Source organism: Membranihabitans marinus (assembly GCF_021729155.1).
GTDB lineage: Bacteria > Bacteroidota > Bacteroidia > Chitinophagales > Saprospiraceae > Membranihabitans > Membranihabitans marinus.
The window spans coordinates 60,642-84,567 of sequence record NZ_JAJQYA010000013.1 but is presented as its reverse complement, the minus strand read 5'-3'; the positions used below and the strand labels follow the sequence as shown (position 1 = coordinate 84,567).

At 36.3% G+C, this 23,926-nt stretch carries 18 protein-coding genes; 6 read left to right on the top strand and 12 right to left on the bottom strand.

What is annotated here, in order from left to right:
* Positions 1-108 precede the first annotated feature (108 nt).
* On the bottom strand, positions 109-735 hold the full coding sequence (locus LVD51_RS10235) for a hypothetical protein (protein WP_236971136.1): 627 nt from the start codon (positions 733-735) through the stop codon (positions 109-111).
* Positions 736-1,303: 568 nt separating this feature from the next.
* Between LVD51_RS10235 and LVD51_RS10230 the strand changes: the two genes are divergently transcribed.
* The gene (locus LVD51_RS10230) at positions 1,304-1,912 is read left to right on the top strand and encodes an HAD family hydrolase (protein WP_317207898.1); all 609 of its coding nucleotides are present in this window, start codon (positions 1,304-1,306) and stop codon (positions 1,910-1,912) included.
* 505 nt (positions 1,913-2,417) lie between these two features.
* On the opposite strand, the gene LVD51_RS10225 is transcribed toward LVD51_RS10230, so the two are convergent.
* From LVD51_RS10225 to LVD51_RS10190, 8 genes are all read right to left on the bottom strand, one after another.
* Positions 2,418-4,499, bottom strand: coding sequence for an alpha/beta hydrolase family protein (locus LVD51_RS10225; protein WP_236971135.1), 2,082 nt, complete (start codon positions 4,497-4,499; stop codon positions 2,418-2,420).
* A gap of 84 nt (positions 4,500-4,583) precedes the next feature.
* On the bottom strand, positions 4,584-5,060 hold the full coding sequence (locus LVD51_RS10220; protein WP_236971134.1) for an amidohydrolase family protein: 477 nt from the start codon (positions 5,058-5,060) through the stop codon (positions 4,584-4,586).
* A gap of 138 nt (positions 5,061-5,198) precedes the next feature.
* Complete coding sequence (locus LVD51_RS10215; RefSeq protein ID WP_236971133.1) at positions 5,199-5,954, bottom strand: amidohydrolase family protein; 756 nt, start codon at positions 5,952-5,954, stop codon at positions 5,199-5,201.
* A gap of 89 nt (positions 5,955-6,043) precedes the next feature.
* Complete coding sequence (locus LVD51_RS10210; RefSeq protein ID WP_236971132.1) at positions 6,044-7,405, bottom strand: dipeptidase; 1,362 nt, start codon at positions 7,403-7,405, stop codon at positions 6,044-6,046.
* 2 nt (positions 7,406-7,407) lie between these two features.
* Positions 7,408-9,447, bottom strand: a complete 2,040-nt coding sequence (locus LVD51_RS10205) for an alpha/beta hydrolase (RefSeq protein WP_236971131.1) — start codon at positions 9,445-9,447, stop codon at positions 7,408-7,410.
* 32 nt (positions 9,448-9,479) lie between these two features.
* Positions 9,480-11,147 carry a RagB/SusD family nutrient uptake outer membrane protein gene (locus LVD51_RS10200; protein ID WP_236971130.1) on the bottom strand — a complete coding sequence of 556 codons (1,668 nt, stop codon included), beginning with the start codon at positions 11,145-11,147 and terminating at the stop codon, positions 9,480-9,482.
* Positions 11,148-11,158: 11 nt separating this feature from the next.
* Complete coding sequence (locus LVD51_RS10195) at positions 11,159-14,512, bottom strand: SusC/RagA family TonB-linked outer membrane protein (protein WP_236971129.1); 3,354 nt, start codon at positions 14,510-14,512, stop codon at positions 11,159-11,161.
* Positions 14,513-14,724: 212 nt separating this feature from the next.
* A complete protein-coding gene (locus LVD51_RS10190; protein ID WP_236971128.1) occupies positions 14,725-15,699 on the bottom strand; it encodes a FecR family protein in 975 nt (324 codons plus the stop codon).
* A 310-nt stretch (positions 15,700-16,009) separates the two neighbouring features.
* On the opposite strand from LVD51_RS10190, the gene LVD51_RS10185 reads away from it, so the two are divergent.
* From LVD51_RS10185 to LVD51_RS10165, 5 genes are all read left to right on the top strand, one after another.
* On the top strand, positions 16,010-16,579 hold the full coding sequence (locus LVD51_RS10185) for an RNA polymerase sigma factor (protein ID WP_236971127.1): 570 nt from the start codon (positions 16,010-16,012) through the stop codon (positions 16,577-16,579).
* A gap of 139 nt (positions 16,580-16,718) precedes the next feature.
* On the top strand, positions 16,719-17,723 hold the full coding sequence (locus LVD51_RS10180; protein WP_236971126.1) for a sterol desaturase family protein: 1,005 nt from the start codon (positions 16,719-16,721) through the stop codon (positions 17,721-17,723).
* Between the two features lie 40 nt (positions 17,724-17,763).
* Entirely contained in the window at positions 17,764-18,237 is a 474-nt protein-coding gene (locus LVD51_RS10175; RefSeq protein ID WP_236971125.1) for a GyrI-like domain-containing protein, read from the top strand.
* Positions 18,238-18,250: 13 nt separating this feature from the next.
* Complete coding sequence (locus LVD51_RS10170) at positions 18,251-19,792, top strand: sulfatase family protein (RefSeq protein ID WP_236971124.1); 1,542 nt, start codon at positions 18,251-18,253, stop codon at positions 19,790-19,792.
* Positions 19,793-20,321: 529 nt separating this feature from the next.
* Complete coding sequence (locus tag LVD51_RS10165; RefSeq protein WP_236971123.1) at positions 20,322-21,509, top strand: outer membrane beta-barrel protein; 1,188 nt, start codon at positions 20,322-20,324, stop codon at positions 21,507-21,509.
* 104 nt (positions 21,510-21,613) lie between these two features.
* On the opposite strand, the gene LVD51_RS10160 is transcribed toward LVD51_RS10165, so the two are convergent.
* From LVD51_RS10160 to LVD51_RS10150, 3 genes are read right to left on the bottom strand one after another with little or no spacing between them, the layout of a single operon-like run.
* Positions 21,614-22,366, bottom strand: coding sequence for a Smr/MutS family protein (locus LVD51_RS10160; protein ID WP_236971122.1), 753 nt, complete (start codon positions 22,364-22,366; stop codon positions 21,614-21,616).
* A 17-nt stretch (positions 22,367-22,383) separates the two neighbouring features.
* Positions 22,384-22,932, bottom strand: a complete 549-nt coding sequence (locus tag LVD51_RS10155) for a nitroreductase family protein (protein ID WP_236971121.1) — start codon at positions 22,930-22,932, stop codon at positions 22,384-22,386.
* Positions 22,933-22,949: 17 nt separating this feature from the next.
* Positions 22,950-23,294, bottom strand: coding sequence for a tRNA-binding protein (locus tag LVD51_RS10150; RefSeq protein WP_236971120.1), 345 nt, complete (start codon positions 23,292-23,294; stop codon positions 22,950-22,952).
* Positions 23,295-23,926 lie beyond the last annotated feature (632 nt).

Sequence of the window (23,926 nt, the reverse complement as noted above, 5' to 3'; positions counted from 1 at the left end):
CACCCACATTGAATTCTTCTTCTTTGTTGGTCAATTTAATAAAACTATAGAATCCGAACATTACTATTACTCCTATTATCCACCAATATAAAAAAACAATTACTTTTTTCATTCCCAAAAAACTGAAATAATAATTCCTAATCCTGAAGATGTTAATGCACTTCCTACTGCACTAGGACCGTCGCCGATTATTGCTCCATATGTAGCTCCATCTAGATCCGCTCTGCCCACTGATAACAACCTATTACTTTGTCTTAATTGAATTTTCCCAAATTCAGACTCCCATTTATCGAAATTACGAGTCCAATAATCAAATGAAGCCAGTGCAATATTATATGTATCATCTAAAATATAATTCCAATCATTTGATCCTTCCAATTCTATTTTAAATTCATTAAATTTCAACCTTAATTTATCATACGAAGTATTATAATTAGAATTCTCAAAAATTTCTATAATTTTTATAATATTAAGAACAATTTCATCGTCTATCCCAGTTTCTAAAAATAATTCATGAATTTGTTCACTACTACCTTCATAAAAAATATTAAAGTGCTTAAAACTATTTACTACTATTTTTTCATGTTGTAAATAACCAATAGGATAGTGAGGATGTTTTAAATTCAATTGAATCTCTTCAAAATATTCCAGTGCAATTCTTTTTAAAATATTTTTTCCTTCACTAATATTTAAATCTAGTTTCTTACTTTTAAGTTCATTGAAGAGAATTTCCATTCCATCATTATGTAGTTGACCAATTTCGTTCCAGTCGTAATTGTTAGAATATTTCCCAGCTATTTCCTCATTATAACCACTTTCGGTGCAAATAAAAAAAGTAATTTAAATTGACTTAAGATCGATTTCGTATAATATATTTATTTTACAATAATTCAAACATACTATAAATTAAACACATATTACAATAAATAAAACACATACAAAAATAATAAAATTACATGTATTTTATAAAACACAATTTATGACATTAGCTATTTTAATCATAATTAATTATCAATAAATATAAATTTATTTTACTTAAAAAACAATAATAAAAAACACAATTACACTTAACACAGTATTATACAAATTTTGTTTAATAAAAAAATTCTTCAAAAATATTTATTAAACTAGACATTTTATTAAATAGAATACTTTCTATTCATTGATATGTTTTTAATAATTTATACAGATTTTAGCTATTAACATGAGTTCGATCTATAACAAATCTAATTGATCGGTTGAAAGAGGTTATAATTCACAAAATTTGAAACTAGGTTTTTTGGGTAAAAACGAATAATACCAAATCAACCCCCATCATAAAATAGCCTTTCAGGAATTTTTCAAAAAACATGAAATCTATCCTACTGAAAAAGAATTTGAAGACCACATGTATGGCAAAAACAACCAATACATAATGAGTCATTTCTTGGACAGACCGATTCAAGGACAAGAATTGGATATCCTAGCAGACGAAAAAGAGAGCTTATTTAGAGAACTATATAAAGACAAGGTAGAAACTCTAGCGGGATACCTAGATTTCTTAACTCTTTTGAAAGATAGCAATATTCAATTGGGAGACGCGACATCAGCACCTGCTGCCAATAGAATTATGATTCTGCAACAACTCGGTATCGAGAATTATTTTTCATCCCTTTTGGCCAGCGAAGATGTTACTCACCACAAACCAGATCCTGAAGTCTATCTTCAATCTGCTAAAAATCTTGGGGTAGAACCTTCAGAGTGTTTAATATTTGAAGATTCTGCTTCCGGAGTCCAAGCGGAAATCAATGCAGGGATCGGCGTAATTGGTGTATTGTCTACCTACACAGCACAACAATTGCCCCCTTGTCTTACTCATATAACGAACTACCGGGATGCTAAAATGGATCTCGTCAAGGATTTAATTTTTTGAAAATTGAGATGCCTATTGTCAAGAAAATTTTTGACTTTGTATAACGAAAAAAATTTTTTTTAGGACGAGTTAGTCGGGTAAAAATTCCCCTCCATTGGAGGGATGTCTGACTTGTCAGACGGGGTGGTTCAATTGAAAAAAAATAAATTTTAATATTTCCTACAGAATTTCCATACCACCCCGTCAGTAAACTGACACCCCTCCAAAGGAGGGGAATTGTCTAGGATGACCGAGCGAAGTGCACGACTGAATAAAGTTGCTCTTTAGAGCAACCCGATGGACTAAATGTCCATCGGATGAGGGAACCGAAACCTCCGTGTTTCATGTGGGTTCGCCACTAGCGAGTGAAGTCATACCCACTGTGGCATAACTAGATTTAATGAAGACTGACTGAGTAGTTAAAAACTTCAGTAGATTAATATTGCAATTCATCTATCAAACATTCGAACCTCACCTCATTGGAATTCTTCAGTGTCTAACTAATCCTGTTTAGACAAAGGGAAATCTAGGCTTTATCAGCCATTTCATCCCACATATCCATCATCTCCAACTGCTTCGTTTTCTTCAACTCCGCATAACAGTCAGGCAAATCAAAGTATTGTAAAACTGCTGGAGGCATAGAAGACAGGGGCCAGTGATAATATTTGGACTCCGCTATAGAAGAGAATGAAGTTAAGGCATTTTTCAATACCAACTTATTGACCTTATCCGTCATCAAAGAAGCAAAAGAAGCTGGAATACTTCCCCATCCCCTCGCCACGACAGTAATGTCTCTATGTCGGTGCGATGCCAACCAATTAACTACACACAACAAATCAAAAGTGCGTTTACCCACTAAGGGCTCATTTAGCATATTGCCGATATTGGCATACTGATATTCAGACTTAAAAAATATTTTATCGGGAATAATAATATTGGGAAATGACTGTCCAATACCTCTTAAATCGCAGGAATAGAAACCATGATCTGGATGTTGATCAACCAATTCTTTTAAAAAAGGATCTGATATCAATTCTTCATCCATCGATTTATGTGATACATATAATATAGCTTTGCTCGGAGATTGTGGGGGACGCGAATACAATGAATTGTCGGACAATCGATAGACTGATATATTAATACCTGTTTCCGTCTCTAATAAATAATCAGCCACATTTAATTTCGGAAACTTTTTCTCCTTCCTACCCCTCAATATTCGATAATCGGGCAAAGGTATATCCATCGGTAATCGAAGTACCTCACTTATGGCCTTATTCAAACCTGATCCAGTAAGACTCTTCCTTTGTTGTGCACAGGCTATGGACTTTTCCTTTAAAATATCATAAACTTGTTTAGATTCCGCTTCCGACAATTGACCGTTTGAGGTACACCATAAATCTTCATCTTCTTCTATATCTACATCACCTTCTTTATCAATATTGCTAACTCCTGTGATCTTATTAAAGAATCCGTACATCGCTTCTCGACCGTCTAAATGGTAGCCATGATATCCATCACCAACAAATAGTGCTACATTTTCGCTAGCTCCTAATAGGTTATAAAAATGTTTTAATTTTTCAAAGCATTCTGCCGTCCCTCTCGTATCAAAAAAATCAAATTCTTGACTGATCAACATTATAGGCTTGGGCGCCATGGCCGCCATCATATCAAAATGATCCATGTCATGGCCCAATATCTTAGGTGGACACTGTTCTGTATCTTGTATCTCCTCATTTTCGATATTTCTGCGCAAGGTCGTTATATAACAACTCGGAGCCGCCATGGTCAAGCGATCTTCTACCGCACACAATAAAGCGGTCTGGGTTCCGCCACCTGAGTTACCCGTCACACCAATATGATTTTTATCTACTTCTGCTCTGGTATACAAATAATCTACTGCTCTTATGCAGTCCCAAACAAAAAACCCACTCATGGATGCACCTGTCAACACTAGGGGAACTCCAGCGTACATATGCTCTCTAACCCCATAGCTAAATTCAGACTCGCCATCGGTATCCACATATTGCAAACGCTCACCTTGTCCTATTGGATCTATCATTAAAACATTGTAGCCTTTACGAACTAAGGATTGTGCAAAAACCTCGTAGCCGCTGGCTTTGGCCTCCCTAGTATGACCACAAAGCCCAAGAATGGTCGGTGAAGGACCATTGGTTTTCTCGTTGACATAAAAATTAGCCGTTACCTTAAATCCAGGCCGACTCTCAAAAATTACCTTTTCCACTCGATACCCCTCTCTATTCAGTTGACCAGTAATCACAGGATTAAGTTCAGTTTTTTCTGGAAATGGACCTAAGCAATCCAACCAACGCTTTTTAATTTGTGATTGGTATTCCAATGCTTCCCGCTTGGATGACATTCCAAATATCCGTTGATTATGTTCCTTATCCTTCTTCTTTACTAAACCTACATAATATTCTTGCATCATGCTAGAAAACCGTTGACTCCTTTCTGTTGGGAGAGCCATCCCACCATCAATTGAAGAAGAGTTGTCGATATTTTTTGGCCTTGCCACTATAGACGATGGCAGAGTTAAACCAATGCTGGATAATCCTGTCCATTTTAAAAAACTTCTTCGATTCTCCTTCATTTAATATTATTTTGGATGAGCCTTCAATATCATATCTGTAATCCAAAAGCTCAAGTTGTTTAGGAATTACTTTCTATCTGTTCGCTATTTATTTTGATATTGAGCTTGAATATCTGCCGTTGGTACCCAAATCCCATTTAGCATTACTCGATCTATATTATACATGTCCTTTATATTCTGACTTGGATCGCCATCTATCAAGATCATATCTGCCAATTTTCCTACTTCAATGCTTCCAAGTCGATTCTCTGTTCGAAAATATTCTGCATTGTCTATAGTACTGGCTTTGATCACTTCCATTGGCGTCATGCCCGCTTGTACTAGTAATTCCATTTCTCTTTGATAGGCCCATCCGAAATCCACATATTTCCCTGTGGTATGAGAACCCGTCACGATCTTCACTCCTGCTTTATGGGCCATTCCAACAAATTTTACCATGTTTTCAAATGCCTTAGCTTCATACGGTTCCACTTTATCGTCTCCTCTTTGTCGCTCAAATGTAGCTAGGGTAGGACATAAATAAGCCTTGTTATCCGCAGCTATTTGGATCACTTTTTTCACTCGTTCAGATTCTAAATCAATGGTTGACCACAATCGAAATCGCCCTTCTCTACGCGCACTACTATTATTACTTACTTTTTCTTTAAATGACCTCGCTTCACTAGGTTCTGCGATGGCTGTACCAAAAGAAGTTACATGCTATATTCCTGTCATTCCAGCCAAAATAGCATCATCGGCATCGACCAATTCTAAATGACCGATAACCGGTATATGGTATCGTTCTGCTGTACTGACCACTGTTTCGTAATATTCCAATGGCAATCTAAAATAAACCTTAATCGCTGAAGATCCTTTCTCCACATGGTGCAATACCATTTGACGAGCGTGATCCACATCTTTAATCATCAATCCATGATCGGGATACACAGCTGGAAATCCATCAAAATGAGCCCCAGTTAAGAAGGCACGGGGTAGGACATGATCGGCAAATTGCATAGCTTGATAAAAATGAAAGGGATGGCCTGGATCTCTCAAACTCGTGACACCGTGACTGAGAAAAGTAAATAATGTTTTATTGTTATTTAGAGTATGAAGATGGGCATCTAATAATCCCGGCATCAAAGTCTTACCACTACCATCTACCTCTTCAGCTTCACTTGGAATCTCAATAGAATTTGCTTTTCCAACTGCAGTTATCCTGTTGCCTTCTATGACTACGGTTGCATTATTTATCGGATTGTTGCCTAATCCATCAATGAGTTTCACATTTTGGATAACCATAGGAAGCCCCATATCGGTATTTCCAGGCGAATTCACTTCTACCAATGAATAAGGTCGTTTAGCATTGGGGTTGTTATTAATTACCGCCTGTGCTTGCGTTTGGGAAATCATAGCAAAGAAAAATACCGCTCCAAATAAAAGATGGTATTTTATTCTTGTTTTATTATGATTCATTTTTTTATATTTTGAAAAATTAACCAGGCAAAAATATATTTAACCCAAAACCAATATACTTAACATATTGACACCGTCCACAATAACATTTAAACTTTAGCTTGACTATTTGCACTGAGTACACGCAATGCATTGCCGCCAATCATCTTTTGAATGTCGTCATCAGAATATCCACGTTGCACCAGTCCCACCGTAAAAAGCGGCCAATTCGTCCACAACATACTCTGACGCATTCGATGAGTTTCCTTAAATGGATCCTCTGGCCATAAGGCCTCCCAGCGCGTTCTCGCTCCTCTATATTTTGGAATTTTAGCATTCTCGACAGAAAAATTACTCGAACTGTAAGGCACATCAGTACCTATACCCACATATTGAGGTCCAAATTTTTTGGCCACATAATCAATATGATCCAACATAACAGAAATATCTCCCTTACCTCCTAGAAAACGCGGTATGGAACATATACCCACATAGCCATCGGTATCGGCAATGGCCCGAATAACATTATCGGGTTTGGATCGGATATGATGTTTCAAACTTGTCGCTGTGGTATGGCTTGCCACCATGGGTTTAGTAGATAATTGAGCGGCTTCCAAACTCGTCTGCCAACCGGAATGTGCAATATCTACAATTACGCCTTGCTCATTCATTCTTTTGACTACTGCCCGACCAAAATCACTTAAGCCTCCATCAGAGGTCTCACCACAACCATCACCAATTAGATTTCGGCGATTATAAGTAAGGTGCATCATTCGAATACCTAATTGATAAAATATCCGGATATACTCCAATTCCTCTTCAAGTGATGTCATATCCAAAGCCATAGGTACTCCGTTGCCACTAAAACACAAGGCGTGTCTACCTTCCGACTTTGCCAAACGAATATCTTCTACCGTCAATGCTTTTTGAACCAGTTTCGGTATACTATCTGTAACGTGCATAAACCTAGCTAATCGCTTTAACAACACCTTAATGGTATTGCTCTCTTCGCCCGTATTTTGAAATACACAAGTTACACCAGATGCTTCCCAGCCCAACTTAACTTCCTGATATTCTATAGCATTAGAAACCATCCGTGTCATAGAATGGTCTTCTTTCATATTATTAATCTCCAATAATGAAGCTCCACTATTAACCAATTGAGCAATAGCATCACCGTCATAGGCAGAACGTGGCATAAAACCATAGGTATCAAATACTATCGATGCTCTATGTAATTCCAATCCGTGTTCAAGATCCCGCTTTGAAGGCTTCAATATATCTAAGGCCACTTCTCTGGCCTCATCAATCGTTTTGTTATAACTTGTGACGAAATTGGGTTTAGATGTATTTGACTTTGACTGAATGTTAGGAGTCCATAAATTATCCATAGTCATTGGAGCTAGAGAAAATACTGATCCAGTTACTCCGAGTCCTTTTAAAAATTTCCGTCTTGCCTGTTTATCCTTCATATCTACTTTTTATCGATTGAACCATTTTTTACTTGTAACGTTTTCTTGAAATCACGATATTCTGCTTCAAACAACTTCCAGTCCGATGGGGTTATTAGATTTCCCGAAGCGGTTCGAGGGTTTTCAAAATAAATATTCGACTGAGACATAGCTGCAACCAAAGAAAGGTCACCCCACTGTAAAATCTTGGGAATGGGCAAAGCCATTGAATAATAATCAATATTCTCTCTTGTGTCAAAAACATAACTCACCGGTGCATCTCTCAATGTAATTGAATTTAAAGGATCATACAGTGCGGAATAAAACAAGGCCACAGGCCCCAGTTCTTTCGACATATCGACATCAATAGTCTTTGCTTTTTGCTCTATTTTTAGCCAATCAATCACATGATTCAACTGCTGTGTCCAGATTCCCGAAATCGAAGACCCTAACCACAATTCAGCTCTCGCCGTCGTGTGAAAATCGGGCAAATAACTTCCATTTAAAGTAGCCTCTGCAGGAGAAGCAGCTTCTCCACTACCATAAAAATCGATCAGGCACACATGATAACCATCCCTTAAAGCATCGTCGATTATTTTGTTTTCTACAACCGACTTACCTTTAGGTCTTCCAATGATTAGATACTTTCCCGAGTCATGAGAATTTCGTTTTATTAGAACGGGGATTAATGTTCCATCCTTCACCTGAAAGGAATACCGTTCCCAACCCAATTCTTTTGACAGTTGAAAAACCACAGGTTTTTCTGTAACTCTATCTTGCTTTAGCAATCCAGATAAAAGGGATTTCTTTTCCTCAAGATCTATTGATTTAGACCCTCGAATCTCATTCTTAAGATCACGACCTCTTTGTTGACAGTAGGCCATAGTTGTAACAATTTTTGATGGTCTTTGACCATCTATAAACACCTTTAAATCGGCAGCTTCCAGTAATTCGAATGGCTTTTCTGGTCTGGGCATTCCATCACCGATCCCTTTAAAGTGAAAATCCAATAAGCCCAATAGTGCTTCTCTCATCTCAGGATGATACCCATGAGTGGTTTCAAAGATTTGATTGGTTAAATGATGTCCACTACCATAAAATTCAAACACGGGTAAAGCATTGTTATAGCTTCTCTTCATTTCTTCGGGGAAAAATGCTTTATTAGACTCTTTAGCTGCCGAACATATTTTTAATACTCTGGGAGCAACCATGCCCAAGACAGAGGACTCTTCGGTATAGGTCAATCCATCGATCAATGTTTCACATACACAATTACTGCTCATAATATAGGATTGAAAAGTACCTACACTAACCACCGGCATACCGACCTGAATTCGTTCATCCATGGCCGTCAACCACATGGTTTGATTCCCACCACCACTAGATCCAGTAGCTGCAATTTTGGTTTTATCCACAAAGGAAAGTGAAGTTAGTAAGTCTACTCCTCTGATATTGTCCGTCAATTGCATTCCCATAAGAGACTCTCCAATATTAAAAAGTGAAGCACCGAGATTGGATCCATGATATTCATGTTGTCCATCTACAGTTGCTCGTTCTCCTGAGCCCCAGGGATCAATATTCAAGGACACATAGCCATTTACTGCCAATGTTTGCCCTATGGACTGGTATAAATCATATAATTTAGCATTGCTTCCATGGCCCATCATAGTAATTACAGCCGGAAAAGGTCCTTCTCCACTGGGAATGTACAAGTTGGCAGTAGCGTATACGCCAGGTCTGGTCTGAAAGTAAATGTTTTTTACTGTAATTCCGTTGATGGAATGACTTTGGGTTTCGTGATAATCCAAAGGAAGATCGGGATATCGCTTCAATCCTGTTTTTTCCTCTACCCTAGATCTTAACAAAGATTTATATGATTCCCAATCTGCTTTGTAACTGGGAACAGGATGATTGTAATAAGCCAATAAGGCCTTGTGATTTAGGGTAGAAGCTACGAAATCCAGTCCCTCTTCTTGATACACATTTGGAATTTTTTCTTGACCGAATATGGGATTTCCAAAATGCGCTATAAAAAGAATTAAAAAAAAGAGAATGGATTTCATAGTCTACAGTTATTGCTCCTACAATTTAGTCATTAATATCCTGGATTCTGCTCTAGGTTTGCATCCTTTTCAATTTCAGATAAAGGAATAGGTAACCAATAATTTTTATCACTAAACGAGCGCTCATTAAACTCTGCTACGGTATAAGTCTTTTTACCGGTATCTGGATCTCTATAGATTTCCATTCGCGATGCATTTTCATTTAATACTTCTGGTGCTATCATCCATCTGCGAACATCAAAATATCGTTGTTCTTCAAAAGCTAACTCAATTCTGCGTTCATTTCTCATTCGAGCCAATAATTCGTCTCCACTTTCAGTAATTGGAGGCATTTCAACTCCAGGTCTACTTCTGATCATATTTAGATATTCTCTACAAGTAGCTTCATCGCCTAAATGATACATCGCTTCAGCATAGTTGAGTAACACTTCTGCATAGCGAATAAAGATATAAGGAGAATTTCCTTGATTTATAGTATTGGGTCCTTCGATTTTATCGTCACAAAACTTTCTCAAATAATAGGAAGTTTCTGTTGCATTCCACGGAGAGATGGGACTCTCTCTAGTATCCAACCCTCCGGGCAAGTAGGTTTGTACTTCTCTCCCTTGAAATGGAGCTCCATCATAGAAAATACTATAATAGAATCGTGGATCTCTATTGACATAGGGATTTTGATCATCGTAGCTAGGATCATTTTCAGGCAACAAACCATTCGTCGTCTCATAATCGTCGATAATATTCTGAATGGGGTGTGGTTGTCCATACCCTCCATATCCATTGGGGTATAATGCTAATTCTACAAAACTTCTTTCTGTACTAATGGGATAATTAAAAGGTTTAGCCCAAATAATCTCAGAATTATACATATTCTCTCTAAGGAACAAAGTTTTATAATTGTTAAACAGAGAATAAACACCTAGATCAATTACTGCCTTAGCTGCATCTGCAGCTTCCTGCCACTTTGCCATATCATTGGATTTATTAACCAATGGACTTGCGGCATACAATGTAGCCCTAGATTTAAGTGCCAAGGCTGACCCTTTAGTCACTCTTCCTAAATCCTCATCTGCATAAGTAGTTGGCAACAGGGCAATAGCATTATCCAATTCTTGAATTACAAAATTCATACATTCATCATAACTAGCTCTAGGCACATCGAAATTACTATCCAATTCAAAAGGTTCTGTGATTAATGGAACCCCTCCCCACATTTGATTTAACATAAAATACGCATATGCTCTAAGGAAATTCATCTCCCCTTTCATTCTTGCTTTTAAATCTTCATCAATTTCGGATGTTCCAATATTTTGAAAAAATATATTGGTTTTGGTTACCACGTCCCAGTAACTTTGGGAGCCATTCCATCGATCCAAATTGTATAAACGATCAGCAGTAATATCTCCAGCATTGATATAATCTGTCCCCCCTCCTCGGTAATAAATTTCGTCTGCATAACAGCTTAAATTATTTCTAAAAGGATACAAGAACCCTGTGGGTACTACGGCATAGGCATTATTAACGAAAGCTTCAATTAATCCACCATCTTGCCACACCTCTAAATCAGAATATCGATCGGATGGTGCTATATCCAATACATTGTCATTACATGAAATACTGGTATAAAGAAGTATGGACACTAAGAAAGCGTATCCTAGTTTTACCCCTGTATATTTTAATTTTATAGTTGTAAGTAAATTCATTTTCATAATTTTTAGAATGATAGATTAAATCCTATATTATAAATTTTGGCTTGCGGATAGCTATTGGCCAATGCTCCGGTAGCCTCTGGATCAGCCCATTTCAATGAATCAAAAGTTAATAGGTTGCTACCATTAACATAGATATTCAAAGAGCCTATGCCAAGTTTTTCTATAACAGCATCGGGCAAAGTATAGGTTAATTCAACGTTTCGCAATTTCAAATATGTCGCATCTTTTTGCCAGAAAGTAGAAGGCAATCCACTTGGCTCACTTTCACTGCTCAACCTAGGAAGTCGAGGATATTTTGAATCCATACTTCCCTCAGTATATCTATTGGCCAATACATCTTCTAAATTACTAACCCCTTCTGATGAATATATACGATACTGCTGCCAAAAATTGGTAGCACCTGCAAAATTCATAAACAATGAAAAATCCTTGTATTCAAAACCGGCATTAAATCCAAAAGTCACTTCAGGAACATTGGTATGATCAGTCCTTATTCTATCAGATGCTGTAATTTTTCCATCTTCATTAAAATCTCTATAATACAAATCACCAATTTGGGAACCTGGATAAAGAGGTAAACTTTCCAATTGTTCTTGTGTTCTGATAATTCCTAAACTTTCATACAACAAAGTAGAACCGAGGACATTTCCTTCAGACTTTTGCCATTCTGGTACATTCTGAGCCTCATCGATATCTATAATTTTATTTCTTGCATAGGACACATTGGCTCCCAAACGATAAGAGAAATCTCCTTTATAGTCTTGGTGATTCAACTGAAGTTCAATCCCTTTGTTCTCTACGATACCAATATTTTCAACTGGTAACACTAGACCGGTAAAGTTAGGTACTGACAAATTACGTTGAGTTAAGATATTGGATCTACGCTGCTTAAACACATCAATTTCAAAACCAAACTTTCCTTCCCAAAATCCTGCATCGATACCAATATTAGTAAGATTGGCTTCTTCCCAAGTAATATTGGGGTTGGGAACCACACCAGAGACCAAACCTAAATCAGGTACAAGATCTGCTCCAAATGGCAAACCTGTATTTCCCAAATAATACAATCTTAAATATTGAAATGGACTAATGGCATCGTTACCAATTTTACCTGTCGAGAATCGAAGTTTTAAGTTATCCAAATTAGAGAATCCACTTAAAAAATTCTCCTCCGACAATCTCCATCCCAAAGACAACCCTGGGAAGAACCCAAATTGCTGTCCCTCAGGGAAAGCAGAAGAACCATCGTATCGGTAATTAAAGTCCAATAAATACTTCTCGTCATAGGAATAGTTAATCCTACCAAATAAATTTTTTCGACCAAAATCACTACTTACTCCAGAAGTGGCTTGATCGGCCAAACTACCTGCAAATAACTCATCAATAGATCTGGATAAGTAATTAATTCTTTTGGCAGAAAATGAACTGTTTTTACTTTCTTCCTGCTCTACAGCTACGAAAGTATTGAAATTGTGTTTGTCGATAGAAAATTCATATTTCAATCTCAAATTGATCAAATTACGCTGGTAAGTTGATTGAGATTGTTGTAATTGCGGATTTGTGATTCCACCTCCTGTTTTAGGAATATATTCATCATTACTTGCATCGTAATCATATACAGTCCACGGTGTTTGCCATAATTTTTCTAAGGTATTATTATTGGTATACGCATAATACCCGTCTATTCCCAATCCTTCTACCCAAGGTAATTTTAGATCAAATGATCCTTTAATGATATTTCGTTGAGTTTTATCGCTTAGGTTCCCTGAAAGAGAAGAAGACATAACAATGGGGTTTTCACCTCTCTCAATACCTGCAGATGGCAATCCATTATCCCAATATACTGGGTAAAATGGAATCTGACGTAAGGCTGCAAACGTAGTGCTCGTGTTTGCGGTAGGGTAATTACCGATGTCATAGATGCTATTGACATCTACGCCCACACTCAAATAATCATTAATTTTAAAATCCAGATTCGAAAACAATGAATAATTTTTAAAATTAAGACTACCCTCTTTAAATATACTATTCTCATTAGAAAATGATCCAGATACTGAATATTGAATATTTTCACTACCTCCTCTCAAATTCAAATTATGACGACTTTGAGGAGTTGTTTTTTTCAATACACTACCATGCCAATCTACATTTCGATAATTCGGGTCACTGCCGTCTCTAAATTTTTGCAATTCAGCTTCTGTATATCTTGGCGTAGTTCCTTTCTCTACATCCAATTGATTGAGATAACTGGCGAAAGTTGCTGAACTTGCCATATCTGGTACTCTTGTTGGAGTACTAATACCTTGATTAAAAGAGTAGCTAATAGTTGGCTTATCAACACTTCCACGCTTGGTTGTGATCAATATAACTCCATTGGCTGCCCGTGCTCCATAAATCGCTGCTGAAGCATCTTTTAGAACCGTAATCGATTCTATATCTTCCTTATTGATTCTCTCCCATCCAGAAAAACCTTGGATTCCATCAACCACTACTAGGGGACTGGTACTCCCTGTTGTATTGCGTCCCCGTACCAAAACCAATGCATTATCTCGCCCTGGCTCCCCAGAAGAACTTCTAGTGATAATACCTGGAAGTAAACCAGAAAGAGAGTTACTTAAATTTGTACCTGGATTCTTCGCCAATGTACTTCCTTTCACATCAGAAACAGACCCCGTTAACGTTACCTTTTTCTGCGTTCCATATCCCACCACTACGACTTCATCTAAAGTCTGTGAATCTTCTATTAGGGTAATGGTTAAATTAGTCTTACCCGCTACAGCCACTTCTTGGGTTTGATATCCGATATAAGATATCAGTAACACAGCTTGCTCATCGACATCCTTGATCGAAAAATTACCATCAAAATCAGTAGCTGTACCTTTATCACTTCCTTTGACCAAAACATTGACCCCAATTAATGGATTGCCATCGGAATCAACCACTTTACCGGTAAGATTAATCTCTAATTCCTTGAGAATTTTCTGTCCCAAAAACAAATGATTTACCTTGGTGGATATGGGCCTAACTACGGACTTAGTCTTTCGATTGTAAATCAACACCTTATCCTTAATTAATTTATAATGCAAAGGTGTTCCCTCTAGGATAAGGTTGAGTGCTGTCTCCACATTGATGGCATTGCGTCGAATACTGACCCGATAGGCATCAATAACGCTAGGGTCATAAGCAAAACGAAAAGTAGTTTGATCTTCGATTTTCTTAAAGACTGCGGGTAATTGTTCATTTTCGACATCCAATTGAATGACCTCTGCCCTCAATCGTTGTCCAAAACTCTCGCTAGCCATCAGCATTTGTATGCCCATTACCAGACTGGTGACCAAAACAAAACTGATTCTCATCCAAAACCGTTTTTTTTGTGCGGGTAGCCCTAAAATATATGTAGGACAGTCCCGAAAAATTAAATTTTCTGTAAATTTGATTTCCATTTGAATAATTTGATTATGAATTATTTAAACAAGAAGCCATCATCCTTCTTTATGGCCTGCACGCCTGGAGAAAAGATGGCTTTTTTTATTCCATTCCTTATTTGATTTTTTATTTCATTACTTTGCTATTTACATCCAGTTCCATTAATTACTATTTGATTATCTTTATAACTATACCTCGAATTGCTTACTCCACATATTATGGTCAAGATATCTTCTAAACTATCTTCTTGGTAAAAGGAAGCAACCAATCGACAATCCTTGATTTCTTCGTTTTCAATAACTATAATCTTTTCCCATCTTTTGTTTAAAAAATCTACTGCTTCAGCCATGGTCACATTTAACAATTGAAATTCATTGCGTTCTACATTATTGGCTTCAGTAGCTAATTTTTCAATTTTCTTCTTGGTAAAATCCTTGGTTTCAGTATTGTACAACAACTCTTCATCTTTGACCAAAACACTTAACTCTTGATCTACATTTTTCACGCTGACCTTACCACTGGTCACTTTCACTTCGATATTACTTTCGTTAGCGTGTGCTTTTATACTAAAGGATGTACCCAAAACCGTAGTAGTGATATCATTGCTTTGAACAGAAAAAGGTCTTAACGTATCACGCTGCACATCAAACCAAGCTTCTCCTGTCAATTCAACTTGTCGATTCGATTTGTCAAAATATAGGGGGTACTTAATACTAGACCCTTTTTGCAAGAGTACATAACTACCATCGGACAGCAATACCGACTTTGATGCATTTATTGCTTTGGATACCACGATTTGACTAAGCGATTGAACCGATGATATCGGTTTAATGGTATCAATAACCAGATATGCCGTGATTAGTAACAAAGCTAGAGCTGCTGTCATTTTCCAAAAAGACTGCATCCTAAAAATGGATGGACGAGGTTGAATCTTCGCTTTAATTTTAGAACGCATCCTCGCTTCTAAAGCGGTCTTTTCTTCTGACGACCAATCCTCCCACCCTATATTTTCATTTTGAATTTCTGAATAAAATTTTTCCAACAATTCTTTTTCTCCTTCAGACGCTTTACGAGTCAAGTATTTTTTTAATAGGTTGGAAAAATTAGCTTTATTCATATTGATATCTGTCTTCTATACCTCTATGTTGCTTTAAATCCACCAAACACGTAGTTCACTGATAAAAAAAATGATTTTTTTTTCGAACAAAGCATTTTATTCCAATAAAAACATCAATACAAATCATTGATATCGCTGGACCAACTGTTAAATTTTAGCGCAGATTTTCACATAGAATATTGGGAATCTTAAATAACTGAGAAATTACCTTTATATTTACGTTAAATACATAGTTTGATACACTTTGTAAAATAGGATACAGAATAGTAATATTTAAAAACAAACTGTAGAACGATTAACTCTCTTTTGTATGAAGCATACGACCAGCACTCAGTCAGATTTTGACTTGCTAGTCCTTTTACAAAAAAAGGATGTGTCCGCTATGGAGACGTTATATGCCAAATATTGGGAAAAACTTTATTTATCTGCCTACAAAGTGTTAAAAAATAAAATCGCTTGCGAAGATATTGTGCAAGAAATATTTATAGACTTGTGGCAAAAACCACCTCAAAATCCGATTCACAATCTGTCTGCATATCTGTACCAAGCCACCAAATACAAGGTTTTTATGGTGTTGAGAAAGAATAAAATATCCAACGAACACCTAGAAATCATAAAAAGACTCCAACAAGAACAATCCTCCTATGATAGTAGGGCTGCAATGGAATTGAAAGATGAAATTATTCAAACCCTAGATCAACTGCCCAACAAATGTCGAGAAGTGTTTTATATGAGTCGGTTTCAACATATTCCCAATCAAGAAATAGCCGATCAAATGGGGATTTCTAAAAGAACGGTAGAAACTCATATCAGCCATGCGATTAAATATCTAAGAGGCGTAAAAGAATTATTTATCCTTCTCCTATCCTCGATGTTCTAATTATAGATCTCAAAACGTCACCAACTTGCCTTTCTATTTACAATTGACTATCACGACAGCTCACCACCTTGCATGGATAGGCAAATCCAAATAATCCCAAAATAAATTATTAATTTACAATCATCTCAATATATAATATATGGAATGGTTAACGGTATTATTCAATGAAGTAAAAGGATTTTTCGGTCTAGAACAATTGTTTGAAATTTTGACCAGCGGTGATTACAGCGCATTGACTACTGCCGACGGTATCAAAGCACTTATCATCCCAATTATCCCTTTATTGGTCATGCTTGAATTCTTACTGGGAATAATTTACAAAAAACCACAAACCAAAGTTTACAAAATAAACTTCTTAATCTATGTCGCAAACCGGATCATCTCCCGATTTATTGCCATCGCCATGGTAGCTCTTTGCATAGGCTTGTTTCAACCCTATGCCCTTTTCCAGACCAGCTTCACTTGGTACTATTTCCTATACGGTTATATCGTATGGGAATTCGGCCATTTTCTCTATCACTATTGGGGGCACAAAGTCCGATTATTTTGGTGTCTCCATTCCACACACCATGCCCCTGAAAACATGAATCTTTCCGTCACTTATGCTCATTTTTTTCTGGAAGCACCCTATGCCGACACCATTCGAACCACTGTATGCATTTTGCTTGGATTACAGCCTGAACTCTTGTTTTTAATTATGTTTATTGATGGGACCTACGGAGCCTTTATTCATGTGGGAGAGAATCTTTTAAAAGATGGGAGAATGGGCTTCCTCAATAAAATAATACTTACCCCTTCCCATCATCGAGTCCACCACGCACGAAATCCACTTTATATGGATACCAATTTCTGCAATCTATTGTTGATTTGGGATAAGGTTTTTGGTACCTTCCAACCAGAATTACCGGATTTAAAAATTGAATATGGCATAACTAGAAAAATGGACTCCGGCAGTTTTATCGATGTATATTTCGGGGAATTTATAGCCTTGTATAGAGATATCATAGCCGCCCCGGGATGGAAAAACAAACTGCTATACATTGTCAAACCTCCAGGTTGGCATCATTTGGGCAATCATCAAACGGCTGCACTTGCTCGACAGAACTATCTAGAGACCATGAAGTTGGAAGAAATACCCCAATAGTTAAAAGTTAGATATTCACTCATATTGTAAATAAATCGCCATGGAATTTTACTATGTCCCCGCTTTTAGAGTTATGGGTCTTGCCGTCCGCCTTGACGGAGATGATATGGAGGATTACGAAGAAAGATTACAAAATTTATGGCATCGTATTTTTGCAGAGAATGTCCGTATGAAGATTCCCAAACCCAATTCGGAATTATTATTTGGAGTTCAAACCGACTTTGATGGAGAGGAACAACAGAGAAAGACCATTTTAATAGGCTATGATGTATCGGAATATGATTATGTGCCCGAAGGTCTCTCCGTGGTCGAGGTTCAAGGAGGTCATTATTTTATGTTTTCTGAAGTAGTAGACTACGATACTGAGCCAAGCCTGCAAGAAGAAATCATAAATGCTGGTCTCGACCGTAATTACATTACCGACTTTGAGGTTTATGATCGATCCAATTCCAATGGTCGAACGATTGATATAAAAGCTTATATTGGTATCCATTATTCAACAGAAGAAGAATAGAATTACATATTATATGAAATTACAATTTATCAAAATGGTTGTTAAAAAAGAATTGTTTTATAGTATCATATTATTCACTGTCATCCTAGGACACGGACTTCAAGCCCAATCCTCTTCTCGTCCCAATATCGTATTTATAATGTCAGACGACCACACTTCTCAATCCTGGGGCATATACGGAGGGATATTAAAAGATTATGTACAGAATAAAAATATAAGTCGATTGGCCGAAGAAGGAGCGGTTTTGCGCAATGCATTCTGTACCAACTCCATCTGCGTTCCCAGTCGCGCGTCGATTCTTACTGGTCAATACAGTCACGATAATAAGGTATTCACCTTACAAGATTCTCTCAATCCCCACCATGACAATATCGCCAAAGTACTTCAAGAAGCTGGATATCAAACCGGATTGTTTGGCAAGTGGCATTTAAAAAGTCAACCGATGGGATTTGACGATTATATGGTATTGCCAGGTCAGGGAATCTACCACGATCCCTACTTCCGCGGACGCGATTATTGGGAAAACAATCAGAAGAATTTAATTCAAAAAAAGGGATTTTCGACCGATGTCATTACTCAAATGTCCTTGGATTGGTTGGATGATAGAAAAACCGACCAACCTTTCTTTTTAATGTGTCATTTTAAGGCCACACACGAGCCTTTTGATTATGCTCATCGATTCGAAACCTTATACCAAGATGTCGATATTCCGACACCAGATAACCTATATGATGTAGGTCCATCTTCTACCAATCGGGTATTTACCGGTCATTCTATGGACATATTGGGACAGCGATACGAACAAGCCTCTACTGGTGATTTTTGGGCAAAATATCCTGGACTACCATTTTCCACCGAAAACCTATCCGCTGACAGCGCTAGGTATCAAATATATCAAAAGTTTATAAAGGATTTTATGCGCAGTGGAGCTGGAATCGATGAAAATATTGGCCATATCCTCGACTATTTAGATGATAGGGGATTGACCGAAAATACCATTGTTATATACACTTCCGACCAAGGATATTTCTTGGGCGAACACGGTTTCTTTGACAAGCGAATGATGTTGGAAGAATCCTTGCGCATGCCCTTTGTAATTCGATATCCTAAAGAAATCAAGGGTGGAAGTGAAGTCAACGATATTATACTAAACATAGATTTCCCCGCATTAATGGCCGATTATGCTGGTTTAGAAAAACCCTCATTTATCGCAGGCCAAAGTTTTAGAGAACAATTAAAGGGAGAATCAGTGAAAGACTGGCGCAACCATATGTATTACCGGTATTGGACCCATAGCCCTACGCGTCCAGCCCACTATGGATTGCGAACTGAGCGCTATAAACTCATTTACTATTATGGACGTCCTATGAACAATGCAGGCCCCCAGTCAGAATGGACTAGTCCGGGTTGGGAATTATACGATTTAGAGAAAGACCCATTCGAAAATCAAAATGTGTACAAGGAGAAAAAGTATAGAAAAATTAGACAAAAACTGCATAAAGATTTACAACAGGCTATGGCTGATGCCGGTGATCAATACGATATTAAAAAGTAACCCCTGTCTTGTCAAACCATATAGGATGTAGTAAATTTACCTATAACTTAAAAGTGAATTTTATGACCCTTTTGAATGAATGAATTCATTTTAATCTTCTTATTCTCTTATTAAAAGTTGTCGATATCAAAAAAAAATCATTATTTTTACTATCATATTTCTAATATTTTAGGAATCAACAATACGAAACGCCTCAAGATGTTTCATTTGAAAACCACCCCCATCAGATTTAAAGTTATAAAAGTATATGTGCAAATTCTCCATATTGCGAAAGCTTAAAATTAATCGCATGTGGAACAACATTACTTTCTCCGAAAGAATTTAAGCCTCTATTTAATTACATTCAAAGTGTAGTAATCTAGACAATAGCTGTGAAGTCCATTTAGTTGACTTAAGATTCATATCAATTCAGAGGTATTAACAAAAAACAATTCTCCCCTTTCACACTAATGCAATTACAATTGAATTCCATTTTGCTGAAAAACGCATAGTAAAATACTCTTTGATCATTTCTAAAAATATTCTAATTATGAAAAGCCTTCTTCTATTCCTAATAATGGCAATTACGAGTCTAAAATGCTACTCTCAAATAACCTATGAGAAAGGCTATTTTATAAGCGATAATAATCAGAAAGTCAATTGTTTAATCAAAAACGTTGACTGGAAAAACAATCCTACAGAATTTGAATATAAACTCAATGAAAATTCAGATAAACAAAAGGCAACTATCGAAACAGTTAAGGAATTCGGCATTCACAATAAATCTAAATACAGTCGACATAAGGTAAAAATTGATAAATCTAGTAAAGATATTAGTCGATTAAGCGTGGTCAAAAAATTTGATTTAATCGAAGAAGAACTCTTTTTAAAAGTTCTAATTGAAGGGAAAGCGAGTCTGTATTCCTTTGAACAGAGTAACTTATTAAAATTCTTCTACAACAAAGATGATTCCAGTGTAGAACAATTGTTTTTTAAAAAATATTTAGACGATCGCAAAATTCACAAAAACGATAAATATAAACAACAACTCTGGATTGACTTAAAATGTCAAACTATTAAAATGTCAAAAGTTGAAAATCTAGATTATGATAAAAATCAACTTATCAAATTTTTTAAAACATACAACGAATGTAATAATTATAAATTCACAGTGTATGAAGAAAAGAAAAACAATGAGTTATTTAAAATAAATGTTCGACCTGGCATTAATTATTCCTCTCTTTCAATGAAAAATAGTATTTCAAACCTAACTGGGACTGAGTTTGACAATAAAGTTAACTTTAGAATGGGCATTGAATTCGAATATGTTTTACCTTTTTTACAAAATAAATGGTCGATCCTGCTCGAACCCACTTATCAATATTATAAAACTGAAAAAGTAGTCTCCGAAAAGATTTCTACAATTGACTACAAATCCATTGAAATCCCTTTTGGAGTGAGGTATAGTTTCTTTCTCAACCCAAAATCTAAAATTTTCATTAATGCCTCTTATGTTATTGATCTGAGTTCTTCCTCTTCGACTATTATTTATAATTCTAGAAGCAATTTAGATATTAAATCAAGAATTAACTATGCTATAGGAGCTGGATACAATCAAAACAATAAATATAGCCTTGAGCTGAGATACTATACAGGTAGAGAGGTTTTAAGTGATTATGTACATTGGAAAACTAATTACAGTACATTATCAATAATCTTTGGTTATTCAATATTATAAAATATCCTTGATTCATTGACCATTAGAAGAATAACATCTACCAGATTACAATTGCCAAAACGAGGGCTATGTAAATAATATACCGTCAAAGGAATCAATTATTTTTATTGAAACAAGACCTCTGTAGCCCCAAACCCATACTTAGGATGGTATGTATTAGAAAAATGACTAACATAGGGGTGATGGGACAATTTTTGATGAATCCCTTTGCGCAATCTACCACTGCCTATGCCGTGAATAATAAAAACACGATCTACCCCCATTTCAATAGCTTTATCCAAATAATGATTAAAAGCGGAAATTTGTTTGCGATAGATTTCGTCTGGTCTTACTTTGGATAAATCGTCAAAAAGATTTTCAGCGTGTAAATCGAGTTCTTGTTTAAAGAAGGCCAATTGAGACAAATCATTAAATACCTTTTTCTCTGGCTTCACCGTCTCTCTTCGAATGTGTTTTTTGGGAGACGGGATTTGAATTTTTTGACTATCGAGATCTTTCTCCGACCATAAATAATATTTTTTCCCTTTGTGAACTGAACCGTCGCTCAATGACATTGATTGAAGTAAATGCTTGGGCTTAGGTTTTATTTTCACAAAGAAATCTGCCTCCAAGCCCTGTGTACTCTGCTTGTATATCTTTAGTTCAAAATGTGGATAGTCATTGATGGTATCAAAGGGAAAACGCTTCCACCTTTCATTGTCATGAGGTTTAATGTGAAGATCGATAGCTTGAGGAGGCAATTCGTTGAAGGTAACCTCGCCTTCTAGAACAAATCCATAATCTGTTGCGTTGTGAAACTCAATACCAAAATCCACATTTGAATCATTCAAAATAAGAACCATCGAAAATTCAGCCATAGTGTTTATTTACTGTGTTATTTCATCCAAGTCGTAAAATCGCTTACGGCTTTGCGGGGTCTTTCTTTTAAATTTTCATCGTATTTGCCAAGAAAAAACAAACCAATAACTTCTTCACCTTCTTTCATTTCAACAAAGTCTTTGGCCGCATTCATCAATGGTTTTCCCGTTGACCAATAGCCACCCAAACCCAACTGTCCAGCATACAACCAAATATTATGCACGGCCATGGCCGTCGATGCCAGTTCTTCCCATTCTGGCAGTCGCTCTTGCAAGTCTCGTTGATACTTTATTACTAATAGTGCAGAAGATTTAGCTATTTTATTGCCCATACGAGGGGCTTTAGCAGACAATGCTTCATTGGCCATCAACGAATCCACTGTAAAAGATTGAAAACGATCTTTACTATCCCCCATCAAAACAGTAAATCGCCATGGTTCGGTCAACTTATGAGTAGGCGCATATCTAGCTGCTTCTAACAGTTCCTGTATTTCTTCTTCAGAAACCGGTACTTGATTAAAAAATTCAGGATAAATAGATCGTCGTTGTTTAATTGCTTCTAGCATATTGTATTCCTTTGGGTTTATATCAATTTTGCACCATTGGGTGCTGTAGAATTTGCGGTTGCAATGATAATGTTATTATTTTCGTCGGCAAACCCAGTCAATAAAAACTCGCTCATAAAGGGTCCGATTTGTTTGGGTTCAAAATTAGTAACTCCGATCACTTGCTTACCCACTAATTCCTCTGGAGAATATAACACCGTAATTTGTGCACTTGTTTTGCGAATACCCAAATCTCCTCCAAAATCCACCCATACTTTATAAGCGGGATTTCTAGCTTCGGGAAAAGTTTCCACCTTTGTGACTGTACCTACTCGCAGATCAACTTTTTTAAATTCCTCCCAAGTTAAGTATGATTTTTCCATAATTGTATATTCTATTTTAAAGTTTTCAAGACACAAGATCTATAGAAATCCTTCAAATTCCATAAAAATTATCCGAACCATCGATTCCATATTCACTTTTAAAATGACATAAGTTTATTTATCCGTGGAAAATCAGAGATTCAAATGGTTAATACAAAATTCAGGACTGGCAAGTTTATAATAAATATTTACTGAATTGCCAATAAAGTCGTCTTTACTTAATCGACAAGGTGACAGGTTTAATAACAACTGATCAAATTCATTATTTCGCTTTTGCAATCGATACCATTTGAAAAAGCAACCTATTATACACCTATTTTATATATACATGATACCTACTTGTTGATGTTCTTCCATCTAGAATCGATTATTTTCTTTTGTAGAAAAATTATCTATCCTCATTTCACAGGAAGTAAACAATGAAAATACAAAAGAGAAGAACTTTATTTCCAGACAACAGGAGGGATTAAATAATTCGGTATTTGCTGTTTAATTTTATAAATAGAATAAGAAAAACAGGGTTAGCAGAAGTATTATTTATATAGTAAACAAATTTGATTTAAAATTGAGAATTCTAAATTTCACTCTTCCCTCCTCCACGCGATAATGATTAAAATTTCGACATTACAATA

Bases quoted from the DNA above. Each gene is read 5' to 3' on its own strand.
- LVD51_RS10205 (WP_236971131.1), bottom strand. From the start codon at position 9,447: ATGAAATCCATTCTCTTTTTTTTAATTCTTTTTATAGCGCATTTTGGA.
- LVD51_RS10215 (WP_236971133.1), bottom strand. From the start codon at position 5,954: ATGAATCATAATAAAACAAGAATAAAATACCATCTTTTATTTGGAGCG.
- LVD51_RS10175 (WP_236971125.1), top strand. From the start codon at position 17,764: ATGGAATTTTACTATGTCCCCGCTTTTAGAGTTATGGGTCTTGCCGTC.
- LVD51_RS10150 (WP_236971120.1), bottom strand. From the start codon at position 23,294: ATGGAAAAATCATACTTAACTTGGGAGGAATTTAAAAAAGTTGATCTG.
- LVD51_RS10210 (WP_236971132.1), bottom strand. From the start codon at position 7,405: ATGAAGGATAAACAGGCAAGACGGAAATTTTTAAAAGGACTCGGAGTA.
- LVD51_RS10180 (WP_236971126.1), top strand. From the start codon at position 16,719: ATGGAATGGTTAACGGTATTATTCAATGAAGTAAAAGGATTTTTCGGT.
- LVD51_RS10155 (WP_236971121.1), bottom strand. From the start codon at position 22,932: ATGCTAGAAGCAATTAAACAACGACGATCTATTTATCCTGAATTTTTT.
- LVD51_RS10165 (WP_236971123.1), top strand. From the start codon at position 20,322: ATGAAAAGCCTTCTTCTATTCCTAATAATGGCAATTACGAGTCTAAAA.
- LVD51_RS10170 (WP_236971124.1), top strand. From the start codon at position 18,251: ATGAAATTACAATTTATCAAAATGGTTGTTAAAAAAGAATTGTTTTAT.
- LVD51_RS10195 (WP_236971129.1), bottom strand. From the start codon at position 14,512: ATGAGAATCAGTTTTGTTTTGGTCACCAGTCTGGTAATGGGCATACAA.
- LVD51_RS10185 (WP_236971127.1), top strand. From the start codon at position 16,010: ATGAAGCATACGACCAGCACTCAGTCAGATTTTGACTTGCTAGTCCTT.
- LVD51_RS10200 (WP_236971130.1), bottom strand. From the start codon at position 11,147: ATGAATTTACTTACAACTATAAAATTAAAATATACAGGGGTAAAACTA.
- LVD51_RS10160 (WP_236971122.1), bottom strand. From the start codon at position 22,366: ATGGCTGAATTTTCGATGGTTCTTATTTTGAATGATTCAAATGTGGAT.
- LVD51_RS10225 (WP_236971135.1), bottom strand. From the start codon at position 4,499: ATGAAGGAGAATCGAAGAAGTTTTTTAAAATGGACAGGATTATCCAGC.
- LVD51_RS10235 (WP_236971136.1), bottom strand. From the start codon at position 735: ATGGAAATTCTCTTCAATGAACTTAAAAGTAAGAAACTAGATTTAAAT.
- LVD51_RS10190 (WP_236971128.1), bottom strand. From the start codon at position 15,699: ATGAATAAAGCTAATTTTTCCAACCTATTAAAAAAATACTTGACTCGT.